The organism is Pseudorhodoferax sp. (assembly GCF_047601025.1).
Classification (GTDB): Bacteria; Pseudomonadota; Gammaproteobacteria; order Burkholderiales; family Burkholderiaceae_C; genus Pseudorhodoferax.
In genome coordinates this window covers 2,660,817-2,680,795 of the sequence record NZ_JASGJZ010000001.1, presented here as the reverse complement: position 1 = coordinate 2,680,795, position 19,979 = coordinate 2,660,817, and the positions used below count along the sequence as shown (strand labels likewise).

Sequence of the window (19,979 nt, the reverse complement as noted above, 5' to 3'; positions counted from 1 at the left end):
CGCGCCCTGGAATGGATCGGCTGTGCGACGCACCCATGTGGAACGGCCCCGCAGTTGCCGAAAACGGCCGCCACCCCGTGCCAGCGCTTGCTTTTCTTTGTTCTCGACACCACCCCACTGCCGTTTCCAGGCTCAATGCGCCGCGGCGCCGGCCGTGGCGCGCTCGACCACGTGGCGCGACATGGATTGGGCCAGCTCCTGCTCGCCCAGGAACACGCGGCCGGCCTGCTCCTCGTTCAGCAGCCGTGCCTCGGTCTCGCTGTGGGTGCGCACGGCGATCTCGATCTGCGGGTTCAGCGCCCGCGCCACGCTGATCATCTGGCGCACGTTCAGCGAATCCGGCGTGGCGATCACCAGCATGCGCGCGCGTGCGATGTGGGCCTGGATCAGCGTGCCGGGCTCGGACGCGTCGCCGAACACCGCCGCCATGCCCTCGCCACGCAGCCGCTCCACGGTCTCGCGGTTCTGCTCGGCCACGACGAAGGGGATGTGGTGCGCCTGCATGGCCGCCGCGATGCGCCGCCCCACGCGGCCGTAGCCCACCAGCACCACCTGCTGCGCCAGGTACTTCGGCTCGGTGTGCGTGGGCAGCTCGGCCATCGGATCGTCGCGCGCCTCCATGCGCCGCGCCAGCGCCGAGCGCGCCAGGATCCAGCGCTGCATCGGCTCGGCGCAGTAGAACGCGGCCGGGTTCAGCGCGATCGAGATCAGCGCGCCGGCCAGCACCAGGCTCTGCCCTTCGGGCGGCAGCAAGCCGAGCGAGGCCCCGAGCCCGACCAGGATGAAGGAGAACTCGCCGATCTGCGCCAGGCTGGCCGACACCGTCAGCGCCGTGTTCAGCGGGTAGCGGAAGGCCAGTACCAGCACCGCCGCCGCGATCGACTTGCCGATCACGATGATGCCGACCACGGCCGCCACCTGCAGCGGGCGCTGCACCAGCACCATCGGATCGAACAGCATGCCGACCGACACGAAGAACAGCACCGCGAAGGCGTCGCGCAGCGGCAGCGATTCCTCGGCCGCGCGGTGGCTGAACTCCGATTCGCGCATGACCATGCCGGCGAAGAAGGCGCCGAGCGCGAACGACACGCCGAACAGCGCCGTCGAGCCGAACGCGATGCTGACGGCCGCCGCCACCACGCACAGCGTGAACAGCTCGCGCGAGCCGGTGCGCTGCACCTGCCACAGCAGCCAGGGAAACAGCCGCCGGCCCACGACCAGCATCAGCGCGACGAAGCCGCCGACCTGCAGTACCGTCAGCCCCAGCGTGCGCCCCAGCGCGCCGAAGTCGGTAGCCTGGCTGCCGCCCAGCCAGCCGCCCAGCGGCGGCAGCAGCACCAGCACCAGCACCATGGCCAGGTCCTCCACCACCAGCCAGCCGACCGCGATGCGGCCGTTGAAGGTGTCGAGCACGCCGCGGCCCTCCAGCGCGCGCAGCAGCACCACGGTGCTGGCCACCGACAGCGACAGGCCGAACACCAGCGCCCCGCCGGCGTTCCAGCCCCACAGCAGCGCCAGGCTGGTGCCCATCGCCGTGGCCACGCCGATCTGCACCACGGCGCCGGGCAGCGCGATCTTGCGCACGGCCAGCAGGTCCTCCAGCGAGAAATGCAGGCCCACGCCGAACATCAGCAGCATCACGCCGATCTCCGCCAGCTGCGACGCTATGCCGGCGTCGGCCACGAAGCCCGGCGTGAACGGCCCGATCACCACGCCCGCCAGCAGGTAGCCCACCAGCGCCGGCAGCCGGATGCACGAGGCCAGGAAGCCGAACACCAGGGCCAGCCCCAACCCGACAGCCACGGTGCTGATCAGGGAGACACTGTGCGGCATGGCGGGCCTTTCGGGCGTGGGTGGATTGGTCGGGCGGGGCTGCGCTGCAATTTACCGTAGGCCTGCGATTCGTCCGCATCCAAAAACGAAAAACCCGCCGAAGCGGGTCTCTCGTTGCGCAGATGCGGCAGCGCCGATCAGCCCATGTGCAGGCCGCCGTTGACCGAGAAGTCGGCACCGGTGGAGTAGCCGCCCTCCTCGGACGCCAGCCAGGCGATGATGGAGGCGATCTCCTCCGGCTGGCCCAGGCGCTTGACCGGGATCGTGGCGATGATCTTGTCCAACACGTCCTGGCGGATCGCGCGCACCATGTCGGTCCCGATGTAGCCCGGGCTCACGGTGTTGACCGTCACGCCCTTGTTGGCCAGTTCCTGCGCCAGCGCCATCGTGAAGCCGTGCATGCCGGCCTTGGCGGCGGAGTAATTGGTCTGGCCGGCCTGGCCCTTCTCGCCGTTGACCGACGAGATGTTGATGATGCGACCCCAGCCCTTTTCCACCATGTCGCCGACGACCTGCTTGGTCACGTTGAACATGCTGTTCAGGTTGGTCTCGATCACCGCGTCCCAGTCCTCGCGCGTCATCTTGAGGAACATGCGGTCCTTGGTGATGCCGGCGTTGTTGACCAGCACGTCGATCGAACCGTGCTCGGCCTTGGCCTTGGTGAAGGCCTCGACCGTCGACTCCCAGTTGCCGACGTTGCCGGCGGAAGCGTAGAAGGTGTAGCCCTGCTCGGCCTGCTCGGCCACCCACTTGGCATGGTCGCGGGTCGGGCCGCAGCCGGCGATGACCTTGAAGCCCTCCTTGTGCAGGCGCCGGCAGATGGCCGTTCCGATGCCACCCATGCCGCCGGTGACGTATGCAACTTTCTGTGTCATGTCTGAAAAATCTCCGTAATAGGTGCGTTGACCTATCCGGAAATGTACCTAATGCGTGATGAATGCCCGCCCCAGGAAAACACTGAAGGGAGGGACATGGCCGTTCGTCGAGCCGACGCAACATGGCGTGCCGTCCGACGCGCCGCGCCCCGGGCGGCGTCTACGCTCGCAGCCGATGCGCCGCGCCCGCCGGCGCGCCGCGGACGCCACGACCGGAGGCCACATGCTCAGCCTGGAACCTGGAATCTATTTGCGCGTACAGGAACTCCCGAACGGCCCCACGCCATTCCCGCTGCGCAGCGGCTTCGGCCTGGACACGGCCTACCGTGCCCTCGGCCTGTTCAACCCGTCCGAGACGTCCGACGCGTACTTCATCCTGTCGAACGACCGCGACGAGATCTGGTTCATCTGCAACCGCCACCTGCGCTGCCTGGGCCTGCTGCGCGGCAGCCAGGCGACCCGGATGCCGCTGGAACAGGCGCGCACGCTGCTGCGGATGGAGTCCTGCGCCATGCCCGACGCGCTGCTTGCGCCAGGGACGGGCGGGCGGACGCTGCACCAGGGCGCGCAGGCGATGTGAGGTCGGGCGGAAGGCCGCCGAAGCAATTCGGCCCTCCGGAACACTCGCAGGGGAGGGTGGGCTATGGCACGTCCGAGGCAAGCTGCTGCAGCACGGCATGCGCCGCCGTGATGCGCGCCGGAATCGGAAAGTTCCTGTTCGCCAGCATCACGATGCCGATCCTTTGCTCCGGCACGAACGCGACATAGGCGCCGAACCCATTCGTGGAGCCGGTTTTGTTGAAGAGGGTGGGCGCCGAAGGACTTTGCGGTGGCATCAGTCGCGTTGCGGCATGGGGCTCCATGGCCATGGTCACGGAGTTGCCGGCCAACAGTCGGTCCAGCGCGATCGGATAGGGATATTGCTCCCAGCCGAGCCCTTGCACCATCTGGCCGATCCTGAAATATCCAATCTGGGTCGCTGCCAGGGCATCCCGCATCGGAGCCTCGAAACGCTCCGGCCGGATGTTGGCGTCGACGAAACGGATCATGTCGGCGGCGGTGGATTTGACGCCATAGGCTTCCGCATCGAAAGCGCCCGGATTCACGCGTATCGGCTTGTCGGCCTTGTCGTAGCCCCAGGCATAGTTGCCCATCTCCGCTTCAGGCACCCGGATGTAGCTGTGGCGCAGGCGGAGCCGGGGAAAGAGTTCGGTTTGGACGAGATCGGCGAAATCGCCGTTCATCGCGACACCGGTGACATGCCCGAGGAGGCCGATGCTGGGATTGGAGTATCGCCGCTGCTCGCCTGGCGCGGCGGTTGGGCTCCACTGCCGGAAATAGGCCCACGTCTCGGCACCATGCGTGACGGCCTCGGGAAACTGCAGCGGCAGCCCGCCCGCGGTATAGGTTCCGAGCTGGAGCAGGGTCGCCTTGTCGATGGCGCTGCCACGCAGTTGCGGCACATACTTGCCCGGGCCATCGTCCAGGGATAGCTTGCCGAGCGTCAATGCGTAGGCTGCCAGCGTCGCGGTGAATGTCTTGCTGACGGAGCCGATCTCGAAGAGCGTGTCCTGCGTGACCGGCACCTGGCTTTCCTTCGAAGCCACTCCGTAGTTGAAGAAATACTGCCGGCCACCGACCGTCACGGCCACGGCGATCCCGGGCACGCCATGCGCCTTCAGGAGCGGTTGAAAGGCACGGTCCACGGCGGCGGTGATCTGGCCGGGAGCATCGTCAGCCCGGGCGGCGATCGGGAGCAGGCATATGGCCGAAGAAAGGGTGGCCAGGACGAGTGGCCCGAGCATCGTTGCACGAACAATCATGGATTTCCTCTTTCGTTGGAATGGCGCTTGTCGTGGAACGGAGTACAGCAGTCCGCTCAGGTCAAGGCGCATTTCCGACCACCTTCGCTCGACTCCGCTTGTTTTTCAGGCTTTTGCGAGAAGGCCATGTCACGGTCGACCCATCAGAAATGCCGACAACGGACGCATGCTTCAACGGAGCGACGTCAGGCGGACTGAAATAAAAAGCCCCGTAGAACCACTGTCCTACGGGGCTTTTTTGGGGAGGGCCTGCCCGGTAGCTAGGGCACCTCGCGCTACAGGCCGCCCCCGCGCTGGGTTATGGCGCGCTCGCGCCGTCCAAGGCAAGCCGCTGCCGGCGGCGCGTGCCGATCAGGCCGAGCAGTCCGGCGCCCAGCAGCACGGCGGTGGTCGGCTCGGGCAGCAGCCATGGGTCGCTGGCTGCAACAATGTTGCCGCTGACGCGGATGACGTAGCCTGTCAACTCCATCATCGTGAGCACGCCGTTCCCCGCAAAGCCGCCGCCCTCGATGCTGCTGCCTGGCAGCGCCTGGCCGTCGTAGGGGTGAGGATCGCCGGTGAAGGTGGCCCTGATGCCCAGCGTGCAGTCACGGACATTGGTGCCGTCACCGCCCACTGAAATAGCGAAACCCGTGGGCGAGTATCCCAGCCCCCCCATGGTGTGCGCAGACCAGTCTGCACCGCAGCCGAGGATGTCGAACGACGCGAGGCCGGGGCCACCGTCGATGCCGTTTGTTTGGCCTCCGTTGGCATTGATCTCCGCCTCGCGCGTGCGATCGATGGCCATCCAGACGTGAACCGGGATCGTGTCGTAGTACCACGCCGCGTTCGCGAAAATATCGATCCGCACGATCTCGCTGTGTGCGGACAGCGCTGCGCCGGCCAGCGCAAGGGCTGCTGTGATCTTCTTCATTCTCTTCCTCCTCGTGCCGGCATCAGGGCCTGCCGGCATGGCCGGCGGAGTGTAGCGAGTGTTACATGGTCGATGAGCGTAGGTGCTTACCCGACAAGCGGTGGATTTGGGCGCTACCAGCGCACGGCATGCGGGCGGCGCAGCAGCCGAGAAGAGGTGAGTTGGTCGATGGCCGACCGGGGACGGAGAGCCGACCGTGGCGGTAGTGTGACCGGCCGGCCCGGACGACAGCGCAGCCCACTACGACCACACCGTCACGGACGAAGCTGGCGTTCTGGACGGCGCAAAAGAGAACACCCCGGCGAGCCGGGGTGCTTCTTCTGCCACTACTTCCAAGGGCGGCGGGACGCATCGGGACCGTGAGACTTTTCGGCCCATCTCTCCGATACCAACAGAAGCCCGAGCCCCTACCATCAGACATACCAACGCCGAGCGCGAGCTTCAACAAATCAATGTGAGACATCCTGATAGAAAAAGCCCCGTAGAACCACTGTCCTACGGGGCTTTTTTGCTGGTTTCCTAGATCGTCTGAGACGATCTGAAATCCATTGTTGGCGGAGAGGGTGGGATTCGAACCCACGGTACCTTGCGGTACGCCTGATTTCGAGTCAGGTACATTCGACCACTCTGCCACCTCTCCTGAAATCCGTGGCGGTCCCGGCGGTCGACCCGGGATGCGAAGCCCACGATTCTAGCAGGACAAACGCGCGGTTCCGCCCAGGTAGGGGCGCAACGCTTCCGGCACGGTGACCGAGCCGTCCTCGTTCTGGTAGTTCTCCAGCACCGCGACCAGCGTGCGGCCCACGGCCAGGCCCGAGCCGTTCAGCGTGTGCAGCAGCTCGGTCTTGCCCTGCGCGTTCCTGAAGCGCGCCTGCAGCCGGCGCGCCTGGAAGGCCTCGCAGTTGGAGACCGAGCTGATCTCGCGGTAGGTATTCTGCGCCGGCAGCCAGACTTCCAGGTCGTGCGTGCGCGCCGCGCCGAAGCCCATGTCGCCGGTGCACAGGCACATCACGCGGTACGGCAGGCCGAGCTTCTGCAGCACGGCCTCGGCATGGGCGGTCATCTCATCCAGCGCCTCGTAGCTCCTGTCGGGGTGCACGATCTGGACCATCTCGACCTTGTCGAACTGGTGCTGGCGGATCAGGCCGCGCGTGTCGCGCCCGGCGCTGCCGGCCTCGGAGCGGAAGCACGGCGTGTGCGCGGCCAGGCGGATCGGCAGCGCGTCCAGCGGCACGATCTCGTCGCGCACGAAGTTGGTCAGCGGCACCTCGCTGGTCGGGATCAGGTACAGCGCCTGGTGGTCGGGCACGGGCTCGGATTCCTGGCCGCCCTTCTTGGCCGCGAACAGGTCGCCCTCGAACTTGGGCAACTGGCCGGTGCCCTGCATGGTGTCGGCGTTGACGACGTAGGGCACGTAGCACTCGGTGTAGCCGTGCTGCTGGGTCTGCACGTCGAGCATGAACTGCGCGAGCGCGCGGTGCAGCCGCGCCGCCTGGCCGCGCATCACGGTGAAGCGCGCGCCGGACAGCTTGACGCCGGTCTCGAAGTCCAGGCCCAGCGGCACGCCGATGTCCACGTGGTCGCGCGGCGCGAAGGGCAGCGCCTTCGGCTCCTGGCCGTCCGGGCTCCAGCGGCGCAGTTCCACGTTGCCCTGCTCGTCGGCGCCGACCGGCACGCTGGCGTGCGGCAGGTTGGGCACGGCCAGCAGCAGTTGCTGCAATTCGGGCTGCAGCTGGTCCAGCCGCGCGGCCGAGGCTTCCAGCTCGGCCTTCAGCGCGTTGACCTCGGCCATCACGGCGTCGGCGCTCTCGCCCCGGGCCTTGAGCTGCCCGATCTGCTTGCTCAGCGCGTTGCGGCGGGCCTGCAGTTCCTCGGTGCGGGTCTGCAGCGTCTTGCGCTCCGCTTCGAGGGCCTTGAAGGCCGCCACGTCGAGGTAGGGCTGCGGGCTCTTGCGCTGTTCCAGCCGTGCGACGACGGCGTCCAGGTCTTTTCGGAGAAGGGTGATGTCCAGCATCGGCGGATTCTAGTTTTCAGGCCAGGGTGGCCGGGTCCACGTTGCCGCCGCACAGCACCAGGCCGACGCGCTCGTCGGCACGCGGCACATAGGCACCGCTCTGCAGCGCCGCCAGGCCCAGCGCGGCGGCGGGCTCGACGGCCAGGCGCAGCTCGCGCCACAGCCATTGCTGGGCCTGACGGATGGCCTCGTCGTCGAGCAGCAAGGCGGATTGCACATGCTGCTGCGCGACGCGCCAGCCGATGTCGCCGATGCGCCTGGCGCCCAGCGCATCGGCAGCCACGCCACCGACGTCCACGTCGACCGGCGCGCCGGCTTCGCGCGCCCGGAACAGCGTGGGCGCCAGGGCCGGCTCCAGCGCGACGACGCGGCAGCGGCCCGCGCACCAGGCGGCGATGCCGCCGATCAGGCCTCCGCCGCCCACGCTGACGAGCAGGCTGTCGGGCAGGCCGCTGGCCTGCTCCTCGATCTCGCACGCCAGCAGGCCGGCACCGGCCACGACCTCGGGCTGGTCGTAGGCGTGGGTCAGCAGCGCACCGGTCTCCCGCTGGCGCGCCAGGCAGGCGGCCAGGGCCTCGGCATAGGCCGCGCCGACCACGCGCACCTCGGCACCCAGCGCACGCAGGCGCGCCTGCTTGGCCGGCGAAGAGATGCGCGGCACGAACACCTCGCAGCGCACGCCCAGGGCCTGGGCGGCCGCGGCCGTGGCGATGCCGGCATTGCCGCCGGAGGCCACGACCACGCCCGCCGCGGGGATGGGTTGCGCCAGCAGCCGGTGCAGCATGCCGCGCGCCTTGAAGCTGCCCGACACCTGCAGCTGCTCGAGCTTGAGCCAGACCTCGGCGCAGCCCAGGCCCAGCGCCGCGCCGGGCAGTCGCCACAGCGGCGTGGTCCGCAGAAAGCCGGCAGGGCCCTGGCGCAGGCGCGCGTGCGCGGCCGCGATGTCCGCGCGCGTGACGGCCGCCGGCATCAGTAGCCGTCGTCCGAGCCGGCCGCCAGGCTCTCGAACTTGGTGATGTTGCGCAGGAACGCGAGCTTGACGGTGCCGGTCGGGCCGTTGCGCTGCTTGGCGATGATGATCTCGGCCACACCGGGCTCCTTGCAGGCGTCCTTGGTGTAGTACTCGTCGCGGTAGATGAACATGATGATGTCGGCGTCCTGCTCGATCGCGCCGGATTCGCGCAGGTCGCTCATCATCGGGCGCTTGTCCGGGCGCTGCTCCACGCTGCGGTTCAGCTGCGACAGCGCGATGACCGGGCACTGCAGCTCGCGCGCCAGCATCTTCAGGCCGCGCGAGATCTCGCCGAGCTCGGTGGCGCGGTTCTCGTCGCTGCCGCCCGAGCCGCTCATCAGCTGCAGGTAGTCGACCACGATCAGGCCGAGCTTGCCGCACTGGCGCGCCAGCCGCCGCGCGTTGGCGCGCAGCTCGCTCGGCGACAGGCCGGGCGTCTCGTCGATGTGCAGCGAGATGTTGCGCAGCTTCTCGATCGCCTCGGTCAGCCGCGGCCATTCGTCGTCGGTCAGCCGGCCGTTGCGCAGGTGGCTCTGGTCGACGCGGCCGATCGAGCCGACGATGCGCACGGCCAGCTGGGCAGCGCCCATTTCCATCGAGAAGATCGCGACCGGCAGGCCCTCGTGCAGCGCTACGTGCTCGGCGATGTTGACCGCGAACGCGGTCTTGCCCATGGACGGGCGCGCCGCCAGCACCACCAGGTCGCCGGGCTGCAGGCCGGAGGTCATGCGGTCCAGGTCATAGAAGCCGGTGGGCACGCCGGTGATGTCGTTGGCGTGGTCGGCCATCTCCTGCACGCGATCCAGCAGGTTCACCACCAGCGACTCCATGGCCTGGAAGCCCTGCCGGTTGCGCGCCCCTTCCTCGCCGATGTTGAAGATCTTCTGCTCGGCCTCGTCCAGGATCTTCTCGACCGCGCGGCCCTGGGTGTTGAAGGCCGCGGTGGCGATCTCGTCGCTGGCCGTGACCAGCTTGCGCAGGATGGAGCGCTCGCGCACGATCTCCGCGTAGCGCCGGATGTTGGCGGCGCTGGGCACGAACTGCGCCAGCGCGTTCAGGTAGGCCAGCCCGCCCACGTCGTCGGCCTTGCCGACGGACTGCAGCGCCTCGTAGACCGTGATCACGTCGGCCGGCTTGTTGGCGTTCACCAGGTCGCGCACGGAGGAGAAGATCAGCCGGTGCTCGTAGCGGTAGAAGTCCGTGTCCTTGAGCACGTCGCCGATGCGGTCCCAGGCGGCGTTGTCCAGCAGCAGGCCGCCGAGCACGCTGGACTCGGCCTCGATCGAATGCGGCGGCACGCGCAGCTGCGCGATCTGGCGGTCCTGCGGATCGTCGTCGATGGAGAACATGGCAGACATCGGAGGTCCTCGAAGGCAAGCGCGGGATGCTACGCCCCCCGCCTCGCCGCGTCATGGGACAAGGCTGTGCATAAGCGGTGGAGCGGCGGTGGGCCGCCTGCTGGCAGCCTGTGGGCAGACGGCCCCCGGAAAAACAAAAGCCGCCGGGCTTGCGCCTGGCGGCTTCGCGCGGGGACGGGCGGTCAGGCCGTCTCGCCGTAGACGGAGACGCCGATCTCGACCAGCACGTCGGTGTGCAGCGAGACGCTGACGGTGCTGTCGCCGACCATCTTGATCGGGCCGCTGGGCATGCGCACCTGCGACTTGACGAGCTTGTAGCCGAGCTTTTCCAGCTCTTCGGCGATGTCGGCGTTGGTCACCGAGCCGAACAGGCGGCCGTCCACGCCGGCCTTCTGGGTCAGCTTGACGGTGGTGCCGGACAGCTTCTCGCCCTGGGCCTGGGCTTCGGCCAGCTTGGCGGCGGCGGCCTTCTCCAGTTCGACGCGGCGCGCTTCGAACTCTTGCTTGGCGGCCTCGGTGGCGCGGCGGGCGCGGCCGGTCGGGATCAGGAAGTTGCGGGCGTAGCCGTCCTTGACCTTGACGATCTCGCCCAGGTTGCCGAGGTTCACGACCTTGTCGAGCAGAATGACTTGCATGGTCTGCGCTCCTTAGATGCGGTGCTGGTCGCTGTACGGCAGCAGCGCCAGGAAGCGGGCGCGCTTGATGGCCGTGTTCAGCTGACGCTGGTAGAAGGCGCGGGTTCCGGTCAGGCGCGCCGGGATGATCTTGCCGTTCTCGGCGATGAAGTCGCGCAGGACGTCGATGTCCTTGTAGTCGATGTGCTCGACACCGGCCACGGTGAAGCGGCAGAAGCGCTTGCGCTTGAACAGCAGCGATTGGGTGTTGCGCTTGGGACGCTTGTCCTTGTTGTTGAAACGCCTAGGTCCGGCCATGGTGGGCTCCTGATGATTCGGTTGAAACTGGTTGAAACTCTTGCACGTGCAGCACGAGGCCCTTGCCGGCGCGCTGGTTGGCGACGAAGCCGGCGAAACGCCAGCTGCTGCCGACCGCCTGCTGCCGCATCCGCTCGGCCACGGCGCCGAAGGCCACGGCCCGCAGCGTCGCCTTGACCAGCCGGCTCTGCCCTGCTTCCTCGACCTGGGACTCGTGTTCGAGCACCAGATCCTGCGCCGGCAATCCGGCGGGGGTGTAGCGCAGGGCCTTGAGTTCGGCGATCGAGGCCGTCAGCAGCAGGTGGTTCATGCCTGCGCTGCGCGGCGCACGGGGGGCTGCTGCCGTGCCGTCCTCAATGCTGGCTGGCGGCCTCGGCCTGCGCGCTCTTGCGCGCTTCCTCGCGCTCGACCGTCTTCATCATGGACGACGGGCCGGTCTCGGCCTTGCGCGTCTGCACCGTCAAGTGGCGCAGCACGGCATCGTTGAACTTGAAGGCATGCTCCAGTTCGTTCAGCACGTCCTGGCCGGCTTCGATGTTCACGCACAGGTAGTGCGCCTTGGCCAGCTTGTTGATCATGTAGGCCAGTTGACGGCGGCCCCAGTCTTCCACGCGGTGGATCTTGCCGCCGCCGCTGGTGATCATGGACTTGTAGCGCTCCAGCATGGCCGGAACCTGTTCGCTCTGATCCGGATGGATCATGAGGATGATCTCGTAATGACGCATGGACTCTCCTTGAGGATCGGGGCCCCGGCGCAAGGCCGGGGCCGAAGCCACCCGCAAGGCGTCAACCGCGGTGTGGCAAGGCAAAGCCGAGCATTATAGCCGGCCCGCCTGCGTGCGCCAGCTCACCAACCCGATCGCGAGCACGGCGGCGGCAAAGCCGAACACGCCGGCCGCCGCCGGCTGGATGCCGAACCACAGCCCCGTGCCCGAGAAGCCGAGCCAGCCGCGCGCCAGCGGATGGTGCGCCAGCATGTAGGCCAGCGTGACGCCGGCGCCGCACAGCATGCCGGCCACCACGCCCGCGCGCGTGGCGCGGCGCCAGAAGATGCCGGCCACCAGCGCCGGGAAGAAGGTCGAGGCCGCCAGCGAAAACGAGGCCGTGACCAGGTACAGGATGTCGGCCGAGCGCCAGGCCGCCACGTAGGCCGCCGCCAGCGCCACCATCAGCAGCGCGAACTTGGACAGCACCACGCTGTAGATCGCGCCGACGCGCCGCCGGCCGCCGCGCAGGTACAGGTCGTGCGCGAAGGCGTTGCCCATGGTCAGCAGCAGGCCGTCGGCCGTGGACAGGGCGGCCGCCAGCCCGCCGGCCGCCACCAGGCCGGCGACCACGTAGGGCAGCCCGCCGATCTCCGGCGTGGCCAGCATGATGATGTCGGCGCCCAGGCGGATCTCGGCGAACTGCAGCACGCGGTCGCCGTTGACGTCGGCCACCGAGACCAGCGAAGGATCCACCCGTGCCCACTGCGCGATCCAGGCCGGCAGGTCGTCGAAGCTCCTGCCGACCAGTTCGCTGAGCACCTCGTACTTGACCAGCACCGCCAGCGCCGGCGCCGCGATGTAGAGCAAGGCGATGAACAGCAGCGACCAGCCGACCGAGCTGCGCGCGTCGGCGACCGAGGGCGTCGTGAAGAAGCGCGTCAGCAGGTGCGGCAGGCCTGCCGTGCCCAGCATCAGGCAGAACATCAGCGCCAGGAAGTTCAGCCGCGCGGTCGAGAACGCCGCCTGCTCGGCCGGCGAGCCCTGCGGATCGCCGCCGAACGGCGTGCCCATCGGCGCCACGCCGCCGAGCGGGCGGGCGCGCTCCTGGTTCTCGGCCAGCGCGCGCGTCCAGCGTTCGCGTGCGGCCTGCTCGGTCGCGGGCAGCACGTTCAGCGCCCGGCTGGCGTCCGCCAGTTCGCCCTCCGGGGCGCCCTCGGCCCGCAGCTGCTGCAGCCGCTGCCGGGCCTGCTGGCGCTCGCGCGCCAGCGCGGCCGGCACGTCGCGCAGCATGGCCTCGTAGGCGTCGGCGCGGCGCGCATACTCGGCCACCACGGCGCGCTCGGCCGGCGATGCCGCCAGCGCGGCCTCGCGCTGCGCGATCCGGCCGAGCTGCGGGCCGTAGACGAAGGGTGCGGCCGGATTGCCGAGCTGCTTGTAGGCCAGCCAGGACACCGGGATCAGGAACGCCAGGATCAGGAGCACGTACTGCGCGACCTGGGTCCAGGTCACCGCCCGCATGCCGCCCAGGAAGCTGCAGACTAGCACGCCGCCGAGCCCGAGCAGGATGCCGATCTCGAACTGCACGCCGGTCAGCCGCGAGGCGATCAGCCCCACGCCGTAGATCTGGGCGACCACGTAGGTGAACGAGCACAGCACCGCCGCCAGCGCCGCCAGCACGCGCGGCCAGCGCCCGCCGAAGCGCTGCGCGAAGTAGTCGGGCACGGTGTAGATCTCCGCGCGGCGCAGCGCCGGCGCGATCAGCAGCGCCACCAGGCAGAAGCCGCCGGTCCAGCCCATGATGTAGGCCAGCCCGCCGGCCTGTGTCTCCGAGCCCGAGAAGCCCTGCAGGTACAGCCCGCCGGCCAGGCTGATGAACGAGGCCGCGCTCATCCAGTCGGCCGCGGTGGCCATGCCGTTGTAGAGCGGCGGCACGCGGCGGCCGGCCACGTAGTACTCCTCGGCATCCGAGGTGCGGCAGAAGATGCCGATGGCGGCGTACAGCGCCAGGCTGGCGAACAGGAAGATCGCGCCGATCCAGGGCCGCGGCAGGCCGGCGCGCTCGGCCAGCGCCATCGCCGCCAGGAACAGCAGCAGGCACAGCACGTACAGGGCGAAGATACGGTGCAGGCGGCCCAGGTCCATGGCCGGCGCCGCATCGTGCCGGCGGCGGACCCAGGCGTAGGTGGCGACGATGGCGATGAAGCCGAACACCGCGCCCTGCGCGCAGAACCAGTAGTTCAGCGGCCAGCCGGCGACGACCGCGCCCAGGTCGCGCACGAAGAAGACGACGCCGAACGACAGCACCGCCCACAGCACCAGCAGGCCGATGCGCAGGCCGGTGCGCGGGCGCGGCGCGGTGGCGGAATCCAGGGCTGCCACGCCGCGCCGCTCGAGCAGGCGGTCAGCCGGCCAGGCGCTGCCAGGTCGCGACCACGGTGTCCGGGTTCAGCGAGATCGATTCGATGCCCTGGTCCGCCAGCCACTGGGCGAAGTCCGGGTGGTCGCTGGGCCCCTGGCCGCAGATGCCGACGTACTTGCCCTTGCGCTTGCACGCCTCGATCGCGCGCTTGAGCATGGCCTGCACGGCCGGGTCGCGCTCGTCGAAGTCGGCGGCCAACAGTTCCAGGCCGGAGTCGCGGTCCAGGCCCAGCGTCAGCTGGGTCAGGTCGTTCGAGCCGATCGAGAAGCCGTCGAAGTACTCCAGGAACTCGTCGGCGAGGATCGCGTTGCTGGGGACCTCGCACATCATGATCAGCTTCAGCCCGTCCTCGCCGCGCTTCAGGCCGTAGGTGCCGAGCAGCTCGGTCACGCGCCTGGCCTGCGTCAGGGTGCGGACGAAGGGCACCATGATCTGCACGTTGCTCAGGCCCATCTCGGCGCGCACGCGCTTCAAGGCCTGGCACTCCATCGCGAAGGCCTCGCCGAAATCGGCGCTGATGTAGCGCGCCGCGCCGCGGAAGCCCAGCATCGGGTTCTCCTCGTCCGGCTCGTAGCGGCTGCCGCCGATCAGCTTGCGGTACTCGTTGGACTTGAAGTCCGACAGGCGCACGATCACCGGCTTGGGCCAGAAGGCCGCGGCGATCGTGGCCACGCCCTCGGCCACCTTGTCGACGTAGAACGCACGCGGCGAGGCATGGCCGCGCGCCACGGACTCGACCGCCTTCTTCAGGTCGGCATCGACGTTCGGATAGTCCAGGATGGCCTTGGGATGCACGCCGATGTTGTTGTTGATGATGAACTCCAGCCGCGCCAGGCCCACGCCGCCGTTGGGCAGCTGGCAGAAGTCGAAGGCCAGCTGCGGGTTGCCGACGTTCATCATGATCTTGGTCTTGATCTCGGGCATGGCGCCGCGCTCGACCTCGGTGACCTCGGTCTCCAGCAGGCCGTCGTAGATGCGGCCGGTGTCGCCCTCGGCGCAGCTGACGGTGACCAGCGTGCCGGTCTTGAGCCGCTCGGTCGCGTCGCCGCAGCCGACCACGGCCGGGATGCCCAGTTCGCGCGCGATGATGGCCGCGTGGCAGGTGCGGCCGCCGCGGTTGGTCACGATGGCGCTGGCGCGCTTCATCACCGGCTCCCAGTTCGGGTCGGTCATGTCGGTCACCAGCACGTCGCCGGGCTTCACCTCGTCCATCTGGTGGATGCCCTCGACCACGCGCACCGGGCCGGTGCCGATCTTCTGGCCGATCGCGCGGCCTTCGGCCAGCACGGCGCTGCGGCCCTTGAGCTTGTAGCGCTGCTCGGCCTTGCCGGCCTGCTGGCTCTTCACGGTCTCGGGCCGCGCCTGCAGGATGTAGAGCTGGCCGTCGGTGCCGTCCTTGCCCCACTCGATGTCCATCGGGCGGCCGTAGTGCTGCTCGATCACGAGCGCGTAGCGGGCCAGTTGCTCGACCTCGGCGTCGGTCAGCGAATAGCGGTTGCGCTGCTCGGTCGGCACGTCGACGGTCTTGACCAGCTTGCCGCTGGCGGCCTTCTCCTCGGGCGTGGCGAACACCATCTGGATCAGCTTGCTGCCCAGGTTGCGGCGGATCACGGCCTTGCGGCCTTCCTGCAGCATGGGCTTGTGCACGTAGAACTCGTCGGGGTTGACGGCGCCCTGCACCACGGTCTCGCCTAGGCCGTAGCTGGAGGTGATGAACACCACCTGGTCGAAGCCCGACTCGGTGTCCATCGTGAACATCACGCCGGCCGCGCCCTGGTCGGATCGCACCATGCGCTGCACACCGGCCGACAGCGCCACCACGTCGTGCGCGAAGCCCTTGTGCACGCGGTAGCTGATCGCGCGGTCGTTGTAGAGGGAGGCGAACACCTCCTTCATCTTGTGCAGCACGGCCTCGATGCCGACCACGTTCAGGAAGGTCTCCTGCTGGCCGGCGAAGGAAGCGTCCGGCAGGTCTTCCGCGGTGGCGGAGGAACGCACGGCGAAGCTGGCCTGCTCGTTGCCGGCGGACAGCTGGGCGAAGGCCTCGCGCACGCCCTGCTCCAGGTCGGCCGGGAACGGCTGGGCCTCGATCCAGCCGCGGATCTCGGCGCCGGCGGCCGCCAGCGCGCGCACGTCCTCGACGTCCAGCGCCGCCAGGCGCTTGCTGATGCGCTCGTACAGGCCTTCGTAGGCCAGGAACTGGCGGAAGGCGTGGGCCGTGGTCGCGAAGCCCGTGGGCACGCGCACGCCCTGGGGCAGTTGGGAGATCATCTCGCCGAGGCTGGCGTTCTTGCCGCCGACCGCCTCGACGTCGGTCATCCTCAGGTTCTCAAACGGTACGACCAGGGCGGTCGCCTCAAAGAGTGCAGACATGGGAAAGCTCCAAAGGTTGTGAAACCGTCTGCACGCCGCCCGCGGGACACCCCGCCGCCAGCGGCGCTGCCCATGCCGGCGGCGCAACGTCGTTGTCGTTGCTGTATGCGCGCACGCCACATGGTGAAAATGCTGGACATCGACAGGCATTGTAGGGGCGGGGCCCGCAGCCCCGCGCCGGTGCAGGCACGGTTCCTGCACAATCTTCCGCAATCCATGGAGCGCACATGACGACCCGCACCGTATTCTTCATCTCCGACGGCACGGGCATCACGGCCGAAACCTTCGGCAACGCGATCCTGGCGCAGTTCGACATGAAGACGCGCCACGTGCGCCTGCCGTTCGTGGACACCATCGACAAGGCCCACCAGGCGGTGCGCCAGATCAACCACACGGCCGAGCTGGAGAACCGCAAGCCGCTGGTGTTCACCACCATCGTGAACGTGGAGGTGCTTCAGTTCTTCGAGCAGCACTGCCACGGCATGCTGCTGGACATGTTCGGCACCTTCGTGCGGCCGCTGGAGCTGGAGCTGGGCATCAAGTCGCACCACCGCGTGGGCCGCTTCTCCGACATCAGCAAGAGCCGCGAGTACAACGACCGCATCGCCGCGATCAACTTCTCGCTGGAGCACGACGACGGCCAGTCCGACCGCGACCTGCAGCAGTCCGACGTGATCCTGGTCGGCGTGAGCCGCAGCGGCAAGACGCCGACCTCGCTGTACCTGGCCATGCAGTACGGCCTGAAGGCCTCGAACTACCCGCTGATCCCGGAGGACTTCGAGCGCAAGCAGCTGCCGCCGGCGCTGGTGCCGCACCGCGGCAAGCTGTTCGGCCTGACGATCAACCCGGAGCGGCTGGCGGAGATCCGCAACGAGCGCCGGCCGAACTCGCGCTATGCCTCGCTGGAGAACTGCCGCATGGAGGTGGCCGCGGCCGAGTCCATGATGCGCCGCAGCGGCATCCGCTGGCTCAGCACCACGACCAAGTCGATCGAGGAGATCGCGACCACGATCCTGCAGGAAGTGCGGCCGGAGCGGCTGATCTACTGAACACCCGCGCGGCGCGGCCGTTCAGCCGAACAGGTACTGCAGCATCCCGTCGCCCGCCGCAGCCGCGCTGCACTGCACGCCCCAGACCGCCAGCACGCGCTCGGGCGTCAGCACCTCGCGCACCGGTCCCGCGGCCTGCAGCGCGGCATCGGCCAGCAGCACCGCGCCGTCGGCGTAGCGCAGCGCCAGGTTCAGGTCGTGCAGCACCAGCACCACGCCCAGGCCCTGCGCGTGCGCCAGGCGGCGCAGCAGCTGCAGCGCCTGGTGCTGGTGCGCCAGGTCCAGCGCGGCGGTGGGTTCGTCCAGCAGCAGCCAGCGGCCACCCTGGGCCAGCGCGCGGGCCAGGTGCACGCGCGCCTTCTCGCCGCCGGACAGGCTGTTGAACACCCGGTCCGCCAGGTGCGCCACGCCGGTGTCGCGCATGGCCTGCGCGACGATGCCGGCCTCGTCCGCCGAAGGCCGCAGCCGGTGCGGGTAGCGGCCCAGCTCGACGACCTCGCGCGCCAGGAAATCGAAGGCGACCGGCGCCTCCTGCGCCATCACGGCGCGACGCAGCGCCAGCGCGGCCGGCGCCATGCCGGCCAGGTCCTGGCCGTCCAGCAGCACCCGGCCCCGGCTGGGCCGACGTTCGCCCGACAGCAGCGCCAGCAGCGTGGACTTGCCGGCCCCGTTGGGCCCGAGGATGGCGGTCACGCGGCCCGGCACCAGCCGCAGGTCGGTCGGCTGCAGCAGGGTCTTGCCGCCGACCAGCGCCGCCGCGCCCTCGCAGGCGAAGCCGGTCACACCCGCCCCCGCATGCGCCGCAGCATCAGCAGGAACAGCGGCACGCCGAGCGCGGCCGTCAGCACGCCCAGCGGCAGCTCGGCCGGTGCCAGCACGGTGCGCGCCACCAGGTCGGCCAGCAGCACCAGCGCCACGCCCAGCAGCGCCGAGGCCGGCAGCACCACGCGGTGGTCCGGCCCGGCCGCGAGCCGCACCCAGTGCGGCGCGATCAGGCCGACGAAGCCGATCACGCCGGTGGTAGCCGTGACGGCGCCGACCGCGACGGCCGTCACCAGCACGATGCGGCGCTTGAGCCGCTCCACGTCCACGCCCAGCAGAGCGGCCTGCGCCTCGCCCAGCGCCAGCGCGTTCAGCGGCCGCGCGCAGCCCAGCCCGGCGGCGCCGGCCGCCAGCACCAGCGCGCCGACCAGCGCCGCGGCGCTCCAGCGTGCGCCGCCCAGGCTGCCGAGCAGCCAGAACTGCAGGTTGCGCAGCTGCTCGTCGGTGGCCAGGAAGCTCAGCAGCCCCAGCCCGGCGCCGGCCAGCGCATTGACGGCGATACCGGCCAGCAGCATCAGCCCGACCTGGGTGCCCTGCGCGGTCTGTGCCAGCAGCACGATCAGCACCGTCACCCCGAGGCCGCCGGCGAAGGCCGCCAGCACCAGCGGCGCACTGCCGAGCGCGCGCGACGCCTGCGGCCACCACAGCTGGCCGAGCACGATGGCCGCGCCCGCGGCCAGCGCGGCGCCGCTGCTGACGCCGATCAGCCCGGGGTCGGCCAGCGGGTTGCGGAACAGGCCCTGCATCAGCGCGCCGGACAGGCCCAGGCCGGCGCCGGCGGCCACGCCCAGCAGCAGCCGCGGCAGCCGGATCGAGGCGAACACCAGCTGTTCGCGGCTGGGCTCGGGCACGCCGCGGACCATGTCCCACAGCACCTGCAGCAGCTGCGACGGCGTGATCGCGAAGGCGCCGCGGGCGGCGCCGAGCACGAGGGCGGCCAGCAGCAGCGCCGCGCCCAGGCCCAGCACCAGGCGCGGCGGCAGGCGGCGGGCCGGCGCGGTCAAGAAGCCAGCGCCTGGAACTTCTGGTGCAGCGTGGCCACGGTCGCCGGCAGCCGCGGCCCCATGCCCAGCAGTTCCAGCGCGTCCATGGCGATCAGCGCGCGGCGCGCGTAGGCCGGCGTCAGCGCCAGTTCGGGCCGGGCCCAGAAGCGCTCGGCGCCGCCGTGGGCCTGCAGGCTCTGCGAAGTGGTCAGCACGCAGTCGGGCGCGGCGGCGGCCATGGCCTCGGCCGTCATCGGCCGGTAGCCGGCGAAGCCCGACAGGCAGTTGACGCCGCCGGCGAAGCCGATCACCGCGTCGGCCGCCGTGCCCTGCCCCGCCACCTGCGGGCTGGCGCTGTGCGAGAGCACGAACAGCACACGCGCGCGGCGCGGCGCGGCGGCCACGCGCTGGCGCACGTCATCCCACGACCGCTGCAGGCGCTGCGCCAGCGCGCGTGCCTCGGCCTCGCGCGCGCAGGCGCGGCCGACGGCATCGACCACCTGCAGCACCTCGCTCCAGTCGTGGCGCGCCGGCACCAGTTCCACGCGCACGCCGGCGCTGCGGACCTGGTCCAGCACCACGGGCGGGCCGGCCTCGGCGCTGGCGACCACCCAGTCGGGCCGCAGCGACAGCAGGCCCTCGGCCGACAGCTGGCGCATGTAGCCGACCTTGGGCGTGCGCTGGGCCGCCGCCGGGTACAGGCTGGTGGTGTCCGTGCCGACCAGCAGCGCTTCGGCGCCCAGCGCGTAGACGGTCTCGGTGATGGCGCCGCCGACCGTGACCAGGCGCGGCGGACGCGGCTGCGCCAGTGCCAGCACCGGCACGCCGGCCAGCCCGCCGAGCAGCCTCCTGCGCCTCACTGGACC

Annotated in this window: 18 protein-coding genes and 1 tRNA gene; 2 read left to right on the top strand and 17 right to left on the bottom strand. The window is 69.8% G+C overall.

Going from position 1 to position 19,979, the window contains the following annotated elements:
- Nucleotides 1–132: 132 nt before the first annotated feature.
- Nucleotides 133–1,833 carry a YbaL family putative K(+) efflux transporter gene (ybaL, locus tag QM782_RS12655; RefSeq protein WP_415203264.1) on the bottom strand — a complete coding sequence of 567 codons (1,701 nt, stop codon included), beginning with the start codon at nucleotides 1,831–1,833 and terminating at the stop codon, nucleotides 133–135.
- 137 nt (nucleotides 1,834–1,970) lie between these two features.
- A complete protein-coding gene (gene phbB / locus QM782_RS12650; RefSeq protein WP_415203263.1) occupies nucleotides 1,971–2,708 on the bottom strand; it encodes an acetoacetyl-CoA reductase in 738 nt (245 codons plus the stop codon).
- A 58-nt stretch (nucleotides 2,709–2,766) separates the two neighbouring features.
- Here phbB and QM782_RS12645 point away from each other — a divergent pair, with 58 nt between their 5' ends.
- On the top strand, nucleotides 2,767–3,288 hold the full coding sequence (locus QM782_RS12645; RefSeq protein WP_415203262.1) for a hypothetical protein: 522 nt from the start codon (nucleotides 2,767–2,769) through the stop codon (nucleotides 3,286–3,288).
- Nucleotides 3,289–3,349: 61 nt separating this feature from the next.
- Here the strand turns inward: QM782_RS12645 and ampC are convergent, their stop codons facing one another.
- The 12 genes from ampC to ppsA form a co-directional block, all read right to left on the bottom strand.
- Nucleotides 3,350–4,513, bottom strand: a complete 1,164-nt coding sequence (ampC, locus tag QM782_RS12640) for a class C beta-lactamase (protein WP_415205642.1) — start codon at nucleotides 4,511–4,513, stop codon at nucleotides 3,350–3,352.
- Nucleotides 4,514–4,829: 316 nt separating this feature from the next.
- Complete coding sequence (locus tag QM782_RS12635) at nucleotides 4,830–5,444, bottom strand: PEP-CTERM sorting domain-containing protein (protein ID WP_415203261.1); 615 nt, start codon at nucleotides 5,442–5,444, stop codon at nucleotides 4,830–4,832.
- Nucleotides 5,445–5,996: 552 nt separating this feature from the next.
- Nucleotides 5,997–6,084 (bottom strand) — tRNA-Ser (locus QM782_RS12630).
- A gap of 51 nt (nucleotides 6,085–6,135) precedes the next feature.
- Nucleotides 6,136–7,458 carry a serine--tRNA ligase gene (serS, locus tag QM782_RS12625; protein WP_415203260.1) on the bottom strand — a complete coding sequence of 441 codons (1,323 nt, stop codon included), beginning with the start codon at nucleotides 7,456–7,458 and terminating at the stop codon, nucleotides 6,136–6,138.
- A 16-nt stretch (nucleotides 7,459–7,474) separates the two neighbouring features.
- Nucleotides 7,475–8,428 carry a threonine/serine dehydratase gene (locus tag QM782_RS12620; protein ID WP_415203259.1) on the bottom strand — a complete coding sequence of 318 codons (954 nt, stop codon included), beginning with the start codon at nucleotides 8,426–8,428 and terminating at the stop codon, nucleotides 7,475–7,477.
- Nucleotides 8,428–9,828 (bottom strand): replicative DNA helicase, encoded by a 1,401-nt coding sequence (dnaB, locus tag QM782_RS12615; protein WP_415203258.1) that lies wholly within the window; start codon nucleotides 9,826–9,828, stop codon nucleotides 8,428–8,430. The genes QM782_RS12620 and dnaB overlap by 1 nt, the downstream gene beginning before the upstream one ends.
- Nucleotides 9,829–10,010: 182 nt before the next feature.
- Nucleotides 10,011–10,463 (bottom strand): 50S ribosomal protein L9, encoded by a 453-nt coding sequence (rplI, locus tag QM782_RS12610; protein WP_415203257.1) that lies wholly within the window; start codon nucleotides 10,461–10,463, stop codon nucleotides 10,011–10,013.
- A 12-nt stretch (nucleotides 10,464–10,475) separates the two neighbouring features.
- A complete protein-coding gene (rpsR, locus tag QM782_RS12605) occupies nucleotides 10,476–10,760 on the bottom strand; it encodes a 30S ribosomal protein S18 (RefSeq protein ID WP_415203256.1) in 285 nt (94 codons plus the stop codon).
- Nucleotides 10,747–11,070: a primosomal replication protein N gene (priB, locus tag QM782_RS12600; protein WP_415203255.1), complete on the bottom strand. Its 324-nt coding sequence runs from the start codon at nucleotides 11,068–11,070 to the stop codon at nucleotides 10,747–10,749. Before priB ends, rpsR begins: the two co-directional genes overlap by 14 nt.
- 43 nt (nucleotides 11,071–11,113) lie before the next feature.
- Nucleotides 11,114–11,485: a 30S ribosomal protein S6 gene (rpsF, locus tag QM782_RS12595; protein ID WP_415203254.1), complete on the bottom strand. Its 372-nt coding sequence runs from the start codon at nucleotides 11,483–11,485 to the stop codon at nucleotides 11,114–11,116.
- Nucleotides 11,486–11,578: 93 nt separating this feature from the next.
- Nucleotides 11,579–13,846 carry a VC_2705 family sodium/solute symporter gene (locus QM782_RS12590; RefSeq protein WP_415203253.1) on the bottom strand — a complete coding sequence of 756 codons (2,268 nt, stop codon included), beginning with the start codon at nucleotides 13,844–13,846 and terminating at the stop codon, nucleotides 11,579–11,581.
- A 22-nt stretch (nucleotides 13,847–13,868) separates the two neighbouring features.
- A complete protein-coding gene (gene ppsA, locus QM782_RS12585; RefSeq protein ID WP_415203252.1) occupies nucleotides 13,869–16,259 on the bottom strand; it encodes a phosphoenolpyruvate synthase in 2,391 nt (796 codons plus the stop codon).
- A gap of 227 nt (nucleotides 16,260–16,486) precedes the next feature.
- Here ppsA and QM782_RS12580 point away from each other — a divergent pair, with 227 nt between their 5' ends.
- Complete coding sequence (locus QM782_RS12580; protein ID WP_415203251.1) at nucleotides 16,487–17,308, top strand: pyruvate, water dikinase regulatory protein; 822 nt, start codon at nucleotides 16,487–16,489, stop codon at nucleotides 17,306–17,308.
- A 21-nt stretch (nucleotides 17,309–17,329) separates the two neighbouring features.
- Here the strand turns inward: QM782_RS12580 and QM782_RS12575 are convergent, their stop codons facing one another.
- Genes QM782_RS12575 through QM782_RS12565 form a run of 3 tightly spaced genes read right to left on the bottom strand, consistent with a single transcriptional unit; the run spans nucleotide 17,330 to nucleotide 19,973 of the window.
- Nucleotides 17,330–18,091, bottom strand: a complete 762-nt coding sequence (locus tag QM782_RS12575) for a heme ABC transporter ATP-binding protein (RefSeq protein WP_415203250.1) — start codon at nucleotides 18,089–18,091, stop codon at nucleotides 17,330–17,332.
- Nucleotides 18,088–19,134: a FecCD family ABC transporter permease gene (locus QM782_RS12570; RefSeq protein WP_415203249.1), complete on the bottom strand. Its 1,047-nt coding sequence runs from the start codon at nucleotides 19,132–19,134 to the stop codon at nucleotides 18,088–18,090. Before QM782_RS12570 ends, QM782_RS12575 begins: the two co-directional genes overlap by 4 nt.
- Complete coding sequence (locus QM782_RS12565) at nucleotides 19,131–19,973, bottom strand: heme/hemin ABC transporter substrate-binding protein (protein WP_415203248.1); 843 nt, start codon at nucleotides 19,971–19,973, stop codon at nucleotides 19,131–19,133. Before QM782_RS12565 ends, QM782_RS12570 begins: the two co-directional genes overlap by 4 nt.
- Nucleotides 19,974–19,979 lie beyond the last annotated feature (6 nt).